The organism is Stenotrophomonas beteli, assembly GCF_001431665.1.
GTDB classification, from domain to species: domain Bacteria; phylum Pseudomonadota; class Gammaproteobacteria; order Xanthomonadales; family Xanthomonadaceae; genus Stenotrophomonas; species Stenotrophomonas beteli.
The window spans coordinates 1-13,443 of sequence record NZ_LLXV01000056.1 but is presented as its reverse complement, the minus strand read 5'-3'; the positions used below and the strand labels follow the sequence as shown (position 1 = coordinate 13,443).

The window sequence follows — 13,443 nt, the reverse complement described above, 5'->3', positions numbered from 1 at the left end:
GGCGGGGTGGGCTGCGCAGGGGCGTGAGCCGCATGGATGCGGCGACCGAGCTTACATGGACGTACTTGCAGCGACCCCTGGGTAGCCCACCCCGCCCGGCCAAGCGCGGCTGTTGCTCTAACGACCCCCAGCCAGCCACGAGGGGCTCCGCCGTTGGCCGTATCCGCGCCGAAGGCGCGATAATGACCGGATGGAAACCGTCCGCATCGCCACCCGCAAGAGCCCGCTCGCCCTCTGGCAGAGCGAACACGTCGCCAATCGCCTGCGACAGGCCCACCCCGGCCTGCATGTGGAACTGGTGCCGATGAGCACCCGCGGTGACGAAGTGCTGGACCGCTCGCTGGCGGCCATCGGTGGCAAAGGGCTGTTCCTGAAAGAGCTGGAGCTGGCCATGCTGCGCGGAGAGGCCGATTGCGCCGTCCACTCGCTGAAGGACGTGCCGATGGAGCTGGACGCACCCTTCGCGCTGCCGGCGATGCTCACCCGCCACGATCCTGCCGACGGCTTCGTCTCCAACCTCTACGCATCGCTGGACGCGCTGCCGATCGGTGCGCGGGTCGGCACCTCGTCGCTGCGCCGCCAGGCCCAGCTGCGTGCGCTGCGCCCGGATCTGGAACTGCTGGACCTGCGCGGCAACGTCAACACCCGCCTGGCCAAGCTCGACAATGGTGGCTACGACGCCATCGTGCTGGCCGTGGCCGGCCTGGAGCGGCTGGGCCTGGGCGAGCGCATCGTCGCGCGCCTGCAGCCGCCACAATGGCTGCCAGCTCCGGCGCAGGGCGCGGTGGCGGTGGAATGCGATGGCGGCAATGCGCGCCTGATGGCGCTGTTCGCCGGCCTGGACGATGCGGACACGCGTGCCTGCGTCGAGGCGGAGCGGGCGATGAACCGTGCGCTGCACGGCAGCTGCCACGTACCGGTGGCAGCGATCGCGCAGTGGCAGGGCCAGGACCTGCACCTGCAGGGGCTGGTTGGCAGTGCCAGCGATGGCCGCGCGGTGCGCGCCCAGGCGGCTGGCCCGGCCAGTGACCCGGAAGCGCTGGGCCAACGGGTGGCGAAGATGCTGCTGGATGCCGGTGCCGGCGAACTGCTGAACGCCTGAGCGGTGCCTCTGTAGAGTCGAGCCATGCTCGACTGCTCTTTTCGCAGAGGCCGACGGGCCGGCCAACAACAGTCGAGCGTGGCTCGACTCTGCAAAAGGAAGAACGGGCGCCCTGGCGCCCGTTTCGCTTACTTGAACTTGTAGACCACGTTCATGGTGGTCAGCGTATCGGTCTTGCGCTTGTCCTCGGCCACGTCGCTGTTGTAGCGCGCCTGCCATCCAGCCTTCAGCGCCAGGTGCTCGTTCATGCTCACCGACACGCCGAAGTCGTTCTGGCCGAAGGTGTTGTACGAGCCGGACTCGACCAGCAGGGTGTTGACCAGGTCGGTGTTGTCGGTCAGCGAGTACTTCAGGTCAAACAGGCCGCGACCGATCATGCCGGTGCGGGTGCGGTCGTCCTCGGTGCTGTGCGTGCGGCGCACACCGGGGCCGAGCTGTGCATCGAACGAGAAGCGCTCGGTGTTCCACAGGCGGGTGCCGTAACCCAGGCCGAACGAGCTCTGGCGGTCGTAGGTGGCGAAATCATCGCGTTCGGTACGTACCGTCGCGGTCAGCTGGCGATGCTCGCCCAGCTGCAGCGCGCTGCCGGCACTGCCGGTATAGCGGTTGGCGGTGGTGTTGTCGCGGCGGGTGGTGGTGCCGTCGTCGTTGGTCTCGGTCACCTTGGAGCTGGAGCGCAGGCCGAACAGGTCCATGCTGTGCACCCAGTCACCATCGGTGTAGCGCAGGCGCAGGCGGCCGTTGAAGCTCTCGGTGCTGCTGTTGCCGCGCGCCGAGGCAAAGCCGAGCTCGCCGCCGCTGCCGCTCCACGGCGAGGACATCGCCGCCAGTTCGGAGGCATCCTGCGCGTACGCCAGCGGCGCGCACAGCAGCAGGGGAATCAGCAGGGACACGCGCAGGGACATCGAGGCTTCTCCGAAGCGGTTGACAGCCGGTGATGATACTGGAAGCGTGATGGCGGTCCGAATCGATCCAAAACCCGCTTCAGCAGGCGTTGCCGGCAGCGCCTGTTCAGGGCAGATCGACGCGCAGCGCCGGGTCGTTGAAGCGCGAATACCGCAACCGCAGCTGGAAGCTTCGGCCATTGCTGCTGCCACTGCGTACCAGTTGCCGCGGCAGGCCCTGCGCATCCAGCCAGTAGTCCAGGCGCTCGCCGGGCTGCGCGCCGCGCAGCCGGTAGTGCCGGGTCTGGACCCCATCCAGCAGCTGATCGCCGAGATCCTCGGCCTGCAGGTCGGCGGGCAGGGCGTCGGCCGGCAGTGGATTGCGCCACTGTTCGAGCAGGCCGGCCGGGGCCGGCACCTGGTGGATGGCGTCATCGGCCTGCAGGAACAGGGTATCGCCGATGATCGTCTGCGCACCGGCCGGGGTCTGCACCCGGAAGCGGTCGGGGGCGACGAAGTCCATCGAACTGCGCACCGGCTGCGGCGCACCCAGCAGCTCCAGTTCGGCATGGAAGCTGCGCAGGGCGGCAAACCGCTGGCTGGCGGCCAGCACCGCCTGGGCCGGGTCGGCGGCCGGGACCACGGCTGCGGAGGCCGCCGGGGGCGGTGCTCCGTCGCAGGCGGCCAGCAGCAGGCAGGCCAGCAGGGGCAGGGCGGGCAACCGGCGCATCGGGGCTTCCATGGGGGCGGGGCGCTCACGATAGCCCAAACGTCCCACACAAGACCCGCGACTCGGACATAATCGGGGGCATGGACCGATACGAACGCATCACCGCCCTGCATCGTCTGCTCAAGTCCGCGCGCTATCCGGTGACGGTGGCGACCCTGCAGGACAAGCTCGGTTGTTCCCGCGCCACCGTCTACCGCGACCTGGCCTTCCTGCGCGACGCGCTGATGGCACCGATCGAGGGCGACGGCGAGGCCGGCTTCCGCTACCACGCCGACGAGAGCGACCGTTTCGAGCTGCCGGGCCTGTGGCTCAGCTCCGAAGAGCTGCACGCCCTGCTGGCCTCGCAGCACCTGCTGGCGCGTACCGGTGGCGGGGTGCTGTCGTCGGTGCTGGCACCGTTGCAGCAGCGCATCGAGAGCCTGCTGGCGGCCCAGGCGGGTGTTTCCAGCTGGCCGGTGGACCGGGTGCGGGTGATCCCGCATCGTGGCCGCAAGTTCGATGAAGGCAGCTTCCGCAGCGTGGCCTCGGCCGTACTGGAGCGCCGCCAGCTGGCGTTCGAGTACCGCGCCCGTTCCACCGACGAGCCGACCAAGCGCACCGTATCGCCACAGCGCCTGACCCACTATCGCGACAACTGGTACCTCGACGCCTGGGATCATGACCGCGAAGCCCTGCGCAGCTTCGCGGTGGACCGCATCCACAAGGCGCGGGTGATCGACAGCACCGCCCGCGATGTGGCCGACAGCGAGCTGGACGAGCAGCTGGGCGCCAGCTACGGCATCTTCTCCGGTGCTCCGAAGGGCTGGGCGACCATCCTGTTCAGCGCCAAGGCCGCACGCTGGGTGGCCGACGAGCACTGGCATTCCAAGCAGCAGGGCCGTTTCCTGGCTGATGGGCGCTATGAGCTGAAGGTGCCCTACAGTGTCTCGCGCGAACTGCTGATGGACGTGCTGCACTATGGTTCGGACGCCGAGATCGTCGAGCCGATGATGCTGCGCGAGCAGGCCAAGGCGCTGCTTGAGCTGGCCCTGAGCAACTACGAAAAATCCTGACACTCCCCCCGAGAACCCCGTCCCCCATGAAGAAGACCCTGTTGCTGCCCCTGCTCGCCGCTGCGCTGGCCCTGACCGCCTGCGGCAAGTCCGGCGAGCCCTCGCAGAAGCTGGTGGTGGCCGCCACGGCCGTTCCGCATGCCGAGATCCTTGAAGTGGTCAAGCCGATCCTCAAGCAGGAAGGCGTGGACCTGGACGTGCGCGTGTTCAACGACTACGTGCAGCCCAACGACCAGCTGGTGCAGAAGCAGGTGGACGCGAACTACTTCCAGACCGAGCCGTACCTGGATGCCTACAACCGCGACCGCAAGACCGACCTGGTGAAGGTGATCGGCGTGCACATCGAGCCGTTCGGTGCGTACTCGCGCAAGGTCAAGTCGCTGGCCGAGCTGCGCGAAGGTGCCGACGTGGTGATCCCGAACGACCCGAGCAACAACAGCCGCGCGCTGATCCTGCTGCACAAGGCCGGCGTGATCGAGCTGAAGGATCCGACCAACGCGCTGTCGACCCTGCGTGACATCACCGCCAACCCGAAGAACCTGAAGTTCCGCGAGCTGGACTCGGCAATGCTGCCGCGCGTGCTGGACCAGGTTGATCTGGCCCTGATCAACACCAACTACGCGTTGGATGCCGGCCTCAACCCGACCAAGGATGCGCTGGCCATCGAGAGCAAGGATTCGCCGTACGTGAACTTCCTCGTCGCGCGCCCGGACAACAAGGACGACGCGCGCGTGCAGAAGCTGGCCAAGGCGCTGACCAGCCCGCAGGTGAAGACCTTCATCGAGACCAAGTACAAGGGCGCGGTGCTGCCGGCGTTCTGACGCCAGCGCCCAATCCCCTGTCCTGTAGAGCCGAGCCTATGCTCGGCTCTGCTTTTTGCGGTATCCCGCCAGCGGCAGCCGAGCATGGCTCGGCTCTGCAGTGTCACTCCACGTGCCGCAGCCGGGCGGGCATTGAAGTTTCAATCGACGTGGAAGGCCAGGGTGGCAGCGACGGCCTGCTGCCATCCCGCATACAGCCGCTCGCGCCGGGCCGCGTCCATCCGTGGCTCGAATCGCCGGTCCAGGCCCCACTGCGCGGCGATCTGCTCGCGGCTGGTCCAGAACCCCACCGCCAGCCCAGCCAGATAGGCCGCGCCCAGCGCGGTGGTTTCGGTCAGCCGTGGCCGCAGCAGCGGTACGCCGAGGATGTCGGCCTGGAAGCCGGCCAGGAAATCGTTGCCGATCGCACCGCCATCGGCGCGCAGTTCGGTCAGCGCGATGCCGGCATCGGACTGCATCGCGTCGAGCACATCGCGGGTCTGGTACGCCATGGACTCCAGCGCCGCGCGCACGAAGTGCGCTTTGCCGGTGCCGCGGGTCAGGCCGAACATCGCACCCCGCACGTCGCTGCGCCAGTAAGGCGCCCCCAGGCCAACGAAGGCCGGTACCAGATAGGCCCCCCCGCTGTCGGCAACCTGCGCGGCCAGCGCCTGGCTGTCGCCGGCACGCTCGATCATGCGCAGCCCGTCGCGCAGCCATTGCACCACCGAGCCGGCGATGAAGATCGAGCCTTCCAGCGCATACTCCACGCGCCCGTCCAGGCCCCAGGCGACGGTGGTCAGCAGGCCATTGCGCGAACGTACCGCCTGCGCGCCGGTGTGCATCAGCATGAAGCAGCCGGTGCCATAGGTGTTTTTGACCATGCCCGGCTGGAAGCAGGCCTGGCCGAACAGCGCCGCCTGCTGGTCACCGGCGATGCCGGCGATCGGGATCGGGTGATCGAAGAAGAACTGCGGCCGGGTATGCGCGTACACCGCGCTGGAATCGCGCACCTGCGGCAGCATCGCGCGCGGGATGTCCAGCAGGGCCAGCAGGTCGTCATCCCAGTCCAGCGTGTGGATGTTGAACAGCAGCGTGCGCGCGGCGTTGCTGTAGTCGGTCACATGCGCCTGGCCGCCGCTGAGGTTCCAGACCAGCCAGCTGTCGATGGTGCCGAACAGCAGCTCGCCACGTTCCGCGCGCTGCTGCGCGCCCTCCACGTGGTCGAGGATCCAGCGCACCTTGGTGGCGGAGAAATAGGCGTCGATCAGCAGGCCGGTGCGTTCGCGGATCAGCGCTTCGTGCCCTTCGGATTTCAGCCGCTCGCAGATCGCGTGGCTCTGCCGCGACTGCCAGACGATGGCGTTGTGGATCGGCTGGCCGGTAGCACGGTCCCAGACCACCGTGGTTTCGCGCTGGTTGGTGATGCCCAGTGCCGCAATATGGCGTGGGTCGATCTGCCCGCGGCTGAGCAGTTCGGTCAGCGTGGCATAGACGCTGGTGAGAATTTCGCGCGGGTCATGCTCGACCCAACCCGGCTGCGGGAAAATCTGCGCGAATTCGCGCTGCGCGCTGCCGACGATGTCGCCGGCGCGGTCGAACAGGATCGCGCGCGAACTGGTGGTGCCCTGGTCGATGGCCAGCACGTAGCGGGGCGTCATGCAGCGTCTCCGATGGCGATGGGGAAATCCTAATGCATCGATCGCGTCGCGCGCGGCTGCCCTGGTAGTTGCCAACCTTGGTTGGCACACGTGGCAACACGGGGGTCAGAGCCCTTTCCGTGGGAAAGGGATCCGACCCTCCATCCACGCCTGCAGCCGTGCCACCTGCGCCGCATCCAGCCGCAGCCCCAGCTTGCTCCGCCGCCACAGTACGTCCTCGGCGCTACGCGCCCATTCGTGGTCGCGCAGGAAAGCCACTTCCCGCGCATGCAGGCCGCCGCCAAAGTCCTCACCAAGATCGTTCACACCCTCCAGGCCATGCAGCAGCTCCGCGCTGCGGCTGCCATAGGCCCCCGCCCAGCGGCGTGCAATCCCGGCGGGCAACCACGGTGCAAGCGCCTGCAGGCGGGAACGCGCCTGTGCAGCGTCGCCCCAGTCGCTGCCCGGCAGCGGGTCTGCGTTTGCTGTCCAGGCCGGGCCCATCTGCGGCAGGGCCGGGCGCAGCAGGTCCAGCGCCTCCTCGGCCAGCACCCGGTAGGTGGTCAGCTTGCCGCCCAGCACATGCAGCGCCGGTGCCGGCGCCAGCTGCAGCTGCAGGCGGTAATCGCGGCTGAGTTTTGCCGCGCGCGGATCGGGATCGGCCAGCAGCGGGCGTACACCGGCGAACTGCCAGACCACCTCTTCCGGCGCGATGGGGTCATGCAGGTAGCGATTGGCCGCGTCGCACAGGTAGGCGACCTCTGAAGGCAGCACGCTGCAGCGCGCCGGGTCACCGCGATAGTCGGTGTCGGTGGTGCCCACCAGCAGGTGCTCGTCGGCGAAGGGCAGCAGGAACACCACGCGGCCGTCGGGTTGCTGCAGCAGGCAGGCACTGTCATCGGGCCAGCGCCGGCGCAGCACGATGTGGCTGCCTTGCACCAGGCGCAGCGAGGGGCCACCACTGCGCGCCTGCATCCGCTCCAGCAGGCCGCCCGCCCATGGGCCGGCCGCATTGACCACCGCGCGGGCGCTCACACGCTGCTGCCGGCCATCGGCCGTTTCCAGCTGCGCCTGCCATCGGCCCTGGCCGGCGCGCAGATCCACGCAGCGGCAGTGCACCTGGACCTGTGCGCCCCGCTGCGCGGCATCCAGTGCATTGAGCAGCACCAGCCGCGCATCATCCACCTGCGCATCGGCGTAGCTGAAGGCCTGCCGCAGCGTCGGCGAGAGCCACGTACCGAGCGGGTCATGCTGCAGGTCCAGTGCGTTGGAGGCGGGAAAGGCGGCGCTGCGCCGGCCCAGGTGGTCATACAGCCACAGCCCAGCGCGCAGCATCCATCGGGGGCGCAGGTGGGGCTCCCACGGCAGTACGAAGCGCAGCGGTCGAACCAGGAAGGGGGCCTGGCGCCGGACCACCTCGCGCTCGCCCAGTGCCTTGCGCACCAGGCCGAACTCGCCCTGTTCCAGATAGCGCAGTCCGCCGTGGATCAGCTTGCTGCTGGCGCTGGAGGTGTGTGCGGCCAGGTCGTGCTGCTCGCACAGCAGCACGCGCAGGCCACGGCCGCTGGCGTCACGGGCGACGCCGGCACCGTTGATGCCGGCACCGATGACCAGCAGGTCGAGGTCGTCCATCGCGTCTCCGCATCCTGATTATGTAGAGCCGAGCCCATGCTCGGCTGCTTTTCGGGTGGCCGGGCAAGCTCGACTCTACAAAAAAAGGCAGCCGAGCATGGGCTCGGCTCTACAGGCAGAACGCCGGTGACGGAAACGACGACGGGCCCCGAAGGGCCCGTCGCGTTGCATCAGTGAAGCAGGTGCTGCCTGGATCAGAAGCGGGCGCCGATGCCGAAGCCGACGGTCCACGGATCCATCTTGGCTTCGCCGATCTTCTCGCCACCCACCTTGATGTCCGGGCGGGCGCGCATGTAGCGGGCGTCGGCACGGGCGAACCAGGTGGAGTTGATGTTCATGTCGACGCCGACGGTGCCGATCACGCCCTTGGCATCCTTGAAGCGGATGTCGGTGTCAGCGCCGTTGCCCAGCTTCTCGTTGCTGAAGCTCGACTGGTAGTAACCGACGCCCACGAACGGACGGAACACGTTGTCAGCCTGGCCGAAGTGGTACTGGCCGCTCAGCGCGACCGGCTGCTGCTCGACCGAGCCCAGGCGGGCGTTGTTCGGGCCCTTGAACTTGTTGTCGAACTTGTCAGCGGCGCCCCACAGTTCAACGGCCCAGTTGTCGTTGATGTAGTAGCTGAAGCTGACGGTCGGCGCCGGGCCACCATCGGTCTTCTTCACGCCGGAGATCGGGTCGTTCTTCGGTTCCAGCAGCGAGATGCCGCCAACAACGGCAAAATGCTTGCCCGACGCGGTGTCGGTGCTGCTGCTGTCCTGGGCGAAAGCGGCCGGCGCGAAGGCGGCGGAGGTCAGCAGGGCGAGACTCAGGATACGGATGGAGCGCATGGGGGTATCTCCTAATGTTTCTTGTTTTGGGCCCCCGGTTGCGGGGCGAGCACACCGTAGTCGCCCCAACATGAATCGAATCCGACGCACGTTAAAAAATAGTTTTCCTTGTTCAGCGACGGGTACGGAACGCCTGTATTCATGGGGTTTTTGGCTCTCGGGGACATTCATGCAGTTGGAGAAGATGTGAGCGCAGCAACGTTGTGCATTGGCCTGCAAGCGCAGGTGAACGTGGGGTGCCGCGTGCTGCTGCTGGGCTCGATGCCGGGCGTGGCGTCCCTGCAGGAGCAGCGCTATTACGCCCATCCGCGCAACCGCTTCTGGCCGCTGATGGCCGACATCTGTGGTTTCGACGCGGATCTGGCCTACGCCGCGCGGCTGCAGGCATTGAATGCCGCGGGCATCGGTCTGTGGGATGTGATCGGTCGCTGCGAGCGCCGAGGCAGCCTGGATGCGGACATCGTGCGTGGCACGGAAGTGGCCAATGCACTGCCGGAACTGATCGCCACGTTGCCTGAGCTGACGCTGATCGGCTGCAATGGCGGTGCGGCATGGCAAGCGTTCCAGCGCTGGGTGCTGCCGCGGCTGGAGGCCCCGCCACAGGTGGTCGCATTGCCCTCCACCAGCCCGGCCAACGCGGCGTGGTCGTTGCCACGGCTGCGCGAGGCCTGGCAGCCGGTGGCCGCCGCACTGGCGACATGAAGCGGACATCATGCGGACAATACGCTACCGACTGGTCGCAGCCGCCGCCCATGGGCAACAGCCTGTCCCGGCTGCGTGCGTACTGAAAACACCTGTAACGGTTGGCGCAGACCCCCGCTGGCCGCACAATAGACGTTTCCCTACACCAGATTGCCGGAGTTATCCCCATGGCCGAAATCAAGGAAGCACTTGTCCCCGATATCGGTGACTACAGCGATATCCCGGTAATCGAGGTGCTTGTCGCCGTCGGCGACACGGTCAAGAAGGACCAGGGCCTGGTGACGCTGGAAAGCGACAAGGCGACCATGGAAGTGCCGTCCTCGGTGGCAGGCGTGGTCAAGGAACTGAAGGTCAAGGTGGGCGACAGCCTGTCCGAAGGCAAGGTCGTGGCGTTGATCGAAGTGGCCGAAGGCGAAGCCGCCACGCCCGCGGCCGCCCCGGCGCCGGCCAAGGCCGCTGCCCCGGCGGCCGCCTCCCAGAGCGCGCCGGCCCCGGCCCCGGCTGCGCCGGCCGCTCCGGCCGCCAGCGGCGGCGCCGTGGAAGCGCTGGTGCCGGACATCGGCGATTACACCGACATCCCGGTCATCGAAGTGCTGGTTGCTGTCGGCGACACGGTCAAGAAGGACCAGGGCCTGGTCACGCTGGAAAGCGACAAGGCGACCATGGAAGTGCCGTCCTCGGTCGCTGGCGTGGTCAAGGAACTGAAGGTCAAGGTGGGCGACACCCTGTCGCAGGGTGCCGTGGTCGCCATCATCGAGGCTGAGGGCGCTGCGGCGCCGGCCCCGAGCAAGGCCGCCGCTGCTGCTGCCCCGGCCGCCGCCGAAACCGCCACCAAGGTCGAGCCGGTCGCTGTGCCGGCGCAGCCGGACAAGCTGGCGGCCCGTGAGATCGCCTCGGCCGGTACCCCGTCCAGCCCGCCGGTACAGTTCAACGCCGATGGCGTGCTGCCGGCCAAGGTGCCGTACGCCACCCCGGCGGTGCGCGTGTTCGCCCGCGAGCTGGGCGTGGACCTGCTGCAGATCAACGGCACCGAGAAGGGCGGCCGCATCACCAAGGGTGACGTGCAGAAGTTCGTCAAGGCTGCGCTCAGTGGCGGCGTGCCGGCCGCTGCCGGTGGTGCCGTTGCCGCCGGTGGTGGCCTGAACCTGCTGCCGTGGCCGAAGGTCGACTTCAGCAAGTTCGGCGAGACCGAAGTGCAGCCGCTGTCGCGCATCAAGAAGATCTCCGGCGCGAACCTGGCCCGCAACTGGGCGATGATTCCGCACGTCACCCAGTTCGAACAGGCCGACATCACCGACCTGGAAGGCCTGCGCGTGGCACTGAACAAGGAGAACGAGAAGGCCGGCATCAAGCTGACCATGCTCGCCTTCCTGATCAAGGCCAGCGCCGCGGCGCTGAAGAAGTTCCCGGAATTCAACGCCTCGCTCGATGCCAGCGGTGAAAACCTGACCCTGAAGAAGTACTTCCACATCGGCTTCGCCGCCGATACGCCGAACGGCCTGGTCGTGCCGGTCATCCGCGACGTGGACAAGAAGGGCGTGGTGCAGATTGCCCAGGAAACCGGCGAACTGGCCAAGAAGGCACGCGACGGCAAACTGGGCCCGGCCGACATGAGCGGCGGCTGCTTCTCGATCAGCTCGCTGGGCGGCATCGGTGGCACCGCGTTCACCCCGATCGTCAATGCACCGGAAGTGGCCATCCTCGGCGTCTCCAAGTCGTCCATCCAGCCGGTCTGGAACGGCAAGGAATTCGCGCCGAAGCTGATGCTGCCGCTGTCGCTGAGCTACGACCACCGCGTCATCGACGGCGCCCTGGCCGCACGCTTCACCACGTACCTGTCGCAGGTACTGGCCGACATGCGCCGCGTGCTGCTGTAAGGCATCGCTTCGCCCCCACCGTGCGGCCGCTGCCCCCGGCGCGGCCGCGTGAACAGATGCAGTGACAGCCCACCGGCCATGCCGGGCGGGCACAAGGAAAACCCACCATGGCCACGATTGAAGTCAAGGTTCCCGACATCGGCGATTACAGCGATGTGCCGGTGATCGAAGTGTTGGTCGCCGTCGGCGACACGGTGAAGAAGGACCAGGGCCTGGTGACCCTGGAATCGGACAAGGCCACCCTGGAAGTGCCGTCGTCGGCCGCCGGTGTGGTGAAGGAAATCAAGGTCAAGCTGGGCGATACCCTGTCCGAAGGTGCCGTGGTCGTGGTGCTGGAAACCGAAGGCGCCGCCGAAGCCCCGGCCAAGGCCGCTGCACCGGCTGCGGCCGCAGCCGCCCCGGCCAGCAAGCCGCCGGTGACCCCGTCGCACCGCGCCCCGGCCGAACCGGCCGCACCGAAGCCGGCACTGTCCAGCGGCAAGCCGGCCGACATCGAATGCGAAATGGTCGTGCTGGGCTCGGGCCCGGGCGGCTACACCGCCGCCTTCCGCGCCGCCGACGTCGGCCTGGATACGGTACTGGTCGAGCGCTACGCCAGCCTCGGCGGCGTCTGCCTCAATGTCGGCTGCATTCCGTCCAAGGCGCTGCTGCACGCGGCCGCGGTCATCGATGAAGTGGCCCATGCCGGTGATTTCGGCGTCGAGTTCGGCAAGCCGACCATCACCCTGGACAAGCTGCGCCAGTACAAGGAAAAGGTGGTCAACCAGCTGACCAAGGGCCTGGCCGGCATGGCCAAGCAGCGCAAGGTCCGCAACGTGCAGGGTGTCGGCAGGTTCCTGTCGGCCAACGAGCTGGAAATCACCGCCGCTGACGGCAGCACCCAGCTGCTGCGTTTCCAGAAGTGCATCATCGCCGCCGGTTCGCAGGCGGTGAAGCTGCCGAACTTCCCGTGGGACGACAAGCGCGTGATGGACTCCACCGACGCGCTGGAGCTGGCCGAAGTGCCGGGCTCGCTGCTGGTCGTCGGCGGCGGCATCATCGGCCTGGAAATGGCCACCGTGTACAGCGCGCTGGGCAGCAAGGTGACTGTGGTCGAGTTCATGGACCAGCTGATGCCGGGCGCCGACAAGGACCTGGTCAAGCCGCTGGCCGACCGCCTGAAGAAGCAGGGCATCGAAGTGCACCTGAAGACCAAGGCGTCCGGTGTCACCGCCGATGCCAAGGGCATCACCGTGACCTTCGAAGCGGCCGAGGAAGGCCAGTTGCCGGCCCTGGCGCAGGGTACCTTCGACCGCGTGCTGGTGGCTGTGGGCCGCTCGCCGAACGGCAAGAAAATCGATGCCGAAAAGGCCGGCGTGCAGGTCACCGAGCGTGGCTTCATCCCGGTCGATCGGCAGATGCGTACCAACGTGCCGCACATCTTTGCCATCGGCGACATCGTCGGCAACCCGATGCTGGCGCACAAGGCCACGCACGAGGGCAAGCTGGCCGCCGAAGTGGCCGCTGGCCACAAGAAGGAATGGGTGGCCCGCGTGATTCCGTCGGTGGCCTACACCAACCCGGAAATCGCCTGGGTCGGCGTCACCGAGACCGAAGCCAAGGCCAAGGGCCTGAAGGTCGGCGTGGCCAAGTTCCCGTGGGCCGCCAGCGGCCGCGCGATCGGCATCGGCCGTACCGAGGGCTTCACCAAGCTGATCTTCGACGAAGAGACCCACCGCATCATCGGTGGTGCGATCGTCGGCGTGCACGCCGGTGACCTGCTGGCCGAGATCGGCCTGGCGATCGAAATGGGGGCTGAAGCCGAAGACATCGGCCACACCATCCACGCGCACCCGACGCTGAGCGAATCGGTGGCGATGGCCTCGGAAATCTACGACGGCACGATCACCGATCTGTACATGCCGAAGAAGAAGTAAGGCCTCCGCGCCTTCGCGAACGAAAAGCCCTGGCACCTGCCGGGGCTTTTTTTTCTTCGATCAGTGCTGCAGCAGGGGTGGGGCCGCTGCGTGGGTGGCAGGCCTTTCGACAAAGTAAAGGAGGAGGCGACCGCCGCAGGCGGGCGACGGGGGACATTTGTCGAAAGGCCTGCCACCCACGCAGCGGCTCGGCTTGCGGATAGTCGAGAGCCGGTGCTCAGGCCGCCTGGATGCATGACACGCGGGGGGAGCGGGCGCTGTGTGCGGAGTAAAGGAGG

Annotated in this window: 11 protein-coding genes; 6 read left to right on the top strand and 5 right to left on the bottom strand. The window is 67.6% G+C overall.

What is annotated here, in order from left to right; translation table 11 throughout:
* Positions 1–190 precede the first annotated feature (190 nt).
* On the top strand, positions 191–1,102 hold the full coding sequence (hemC, locus tag ARC23_RS15310) for a hydroxymethylbilane synthase (protein ID WP_057497998.1): 912 nt from the start codon (positions 191–193) through the stop codon (positions 1,100–1,102).
* Positions 1,103–1,230: 128 nt separating this feature from the next.
* Here hemC and ARC23_RS15305 read toward each other — a convergent pair whose 3' ends face one another.
* Both ARC23_RS15305 and ARC23_RS15300 read right to left on the bottom strand, forming a co-directional pair.
* The gene (locus tag ARC23_RS15305) at positions 1,231–2,007 is read right to left on the bottom strand and encodes a DUF481 domain-containing protein (protein WP_057497997.1); all 777 of its coding nucleotides are present in this window, start codon (positions 2,005–2,007) and stop codon (positions 1,231–1,233) included.
* A gap of 106 nt (positions 2,008–2,113) precedes the next feature.
* Entirely contained in the window at positions 2,114–2,716 is a 603-nt protein-coding gene (locus ARC23_RS15300) for a hypothetical protein (RefSeq protein ID WP_057497996.1), read from the bottom strand.
* Between the two features lie 80 nt (positions 2,717–2,796).
* Here ARC23_RS15300 and ARC23_RS15295 point away from each other — a divergent pair, with 80 nt between their 5' ends.
* Both ARC23_RS15295 and ARC23_RS15290 read left to right on the top strand, forming a co-directional pair.
* On the top strand, positions 2,797–3,768 hold the full coding sequence (locus tag ARC23_RS15295; protein ID WP_057497995.1) for a helix-turn-helix transcriptional regulator: 972 nt from the start codon (positions 2,797–2,799) through the stop codon (positions 3,766–3,768).
* A gap of 26 nt (positions 3,769–3,794) precedes the next feature.
* Positions 3,795–4,589 (top strand): MetQ/NlpA family ABC transporter substrate-binding protein, encoded by a 795-nt coding sequence (locus ARC23_RS15290; RefSeq protein ID WP_057497994.1) that lies wholly within the window; start codon positions 3,795–3,797, stop codon positions 4,587–4,589.
* 140 nt (positions 4,590–4,729) lie between these two features.
* Here the strand turns inward: ARC23_RS15290 and glpK are convergent, their stop codons facing one another.
* The 3 genes from glpK to ARC23_RS15275 all read right to left on the bottom strand — a co-directional run bounded on the left by glpK (position 4,730) and on the right by ARC23_RS15275 (position 8,670).
* Positions 4,730–6,229, bottom strand: a complete 1,500-nt coding sequence (glpK, locus tag ARC23_RS15285; RefSeq protein WP_057497993.1) for a glycerol kinase GlpK — start codon at positions 6,227–6,229, stop codon at positions 4,730–4,732.
* Between the two features lie 105 nt (positions 6,230–6,334).
* Entirely contained in the window at positions 6,335–7,840 is a 1,506-nt protein-coding gene (gene glpD, locus ARC23_RS15280) for a glycerol-3-phosphate dehydrogenase (protein WP_057497992.1), read from the bottom strand.
* Between the two features lie 194 nt (positions 7,841–8,034).
* Positions 8,035–8,670 (bottom strand): OmpW/AlkL family protein, encoded by a 636-nt coding sequence (locus ARC23_RS15275; protein WP_005419535.1) that lies wholly within the window; start codon positions 8,668–8,670, stop codon positions 8,035–8,037.
* A gap of 186 nt (positions 8,671–8,856) precedes the next feature.
* On the opposite strand from ARC23_RS15275, the gene ARC23_RS15270 reads away from it, so the two are divergent.
* From ARC23_RS15270 to lpdA, 3 genes are all read left to right on the top strand, one after another.
* Positions 8,857–9,372, top strand: a complete 516-nt coding sequence (locus ARC23_RS15270; RefSeq protein ID WP_057497991.1) for a DNA-deoxyinosine glycosylase — start codon at positions 8,857–8,859, stop codon at positions 9,370–9,372.
* A 167-nt stretch (positions 9,373–9,539) separates the two neighbouring features.
* Positions 9,540–11,249, top strand: a complete 1,710-nt coding sequence (gene aceF / locus ARC23_RS15265) for a dihydrolipoyllysine-residue acetyltransferase (RefSeq protein WP_057497990.1) — start codon at positions 9,540–9,542, stop codon at positions 11,247–11,249.
* 107 nt (positions 11,250–11,356) lie between these two features.
* Positions 11,357–13,165 carry a dihydrolipoyl dehydrogenase gene (gene lpdA, locus ARC23_RS15260; protein WP_057497989.1) on the top strand — a complete coding sequence of 603 codons (1,809 nt, stop codon included), beginning with the start codon at positions 11,357–11,359 and terminating at the stop codon, positions 13,163–13,165.
* Positions 13,166–13,443 lie beyond the last annotated feature (278 nt).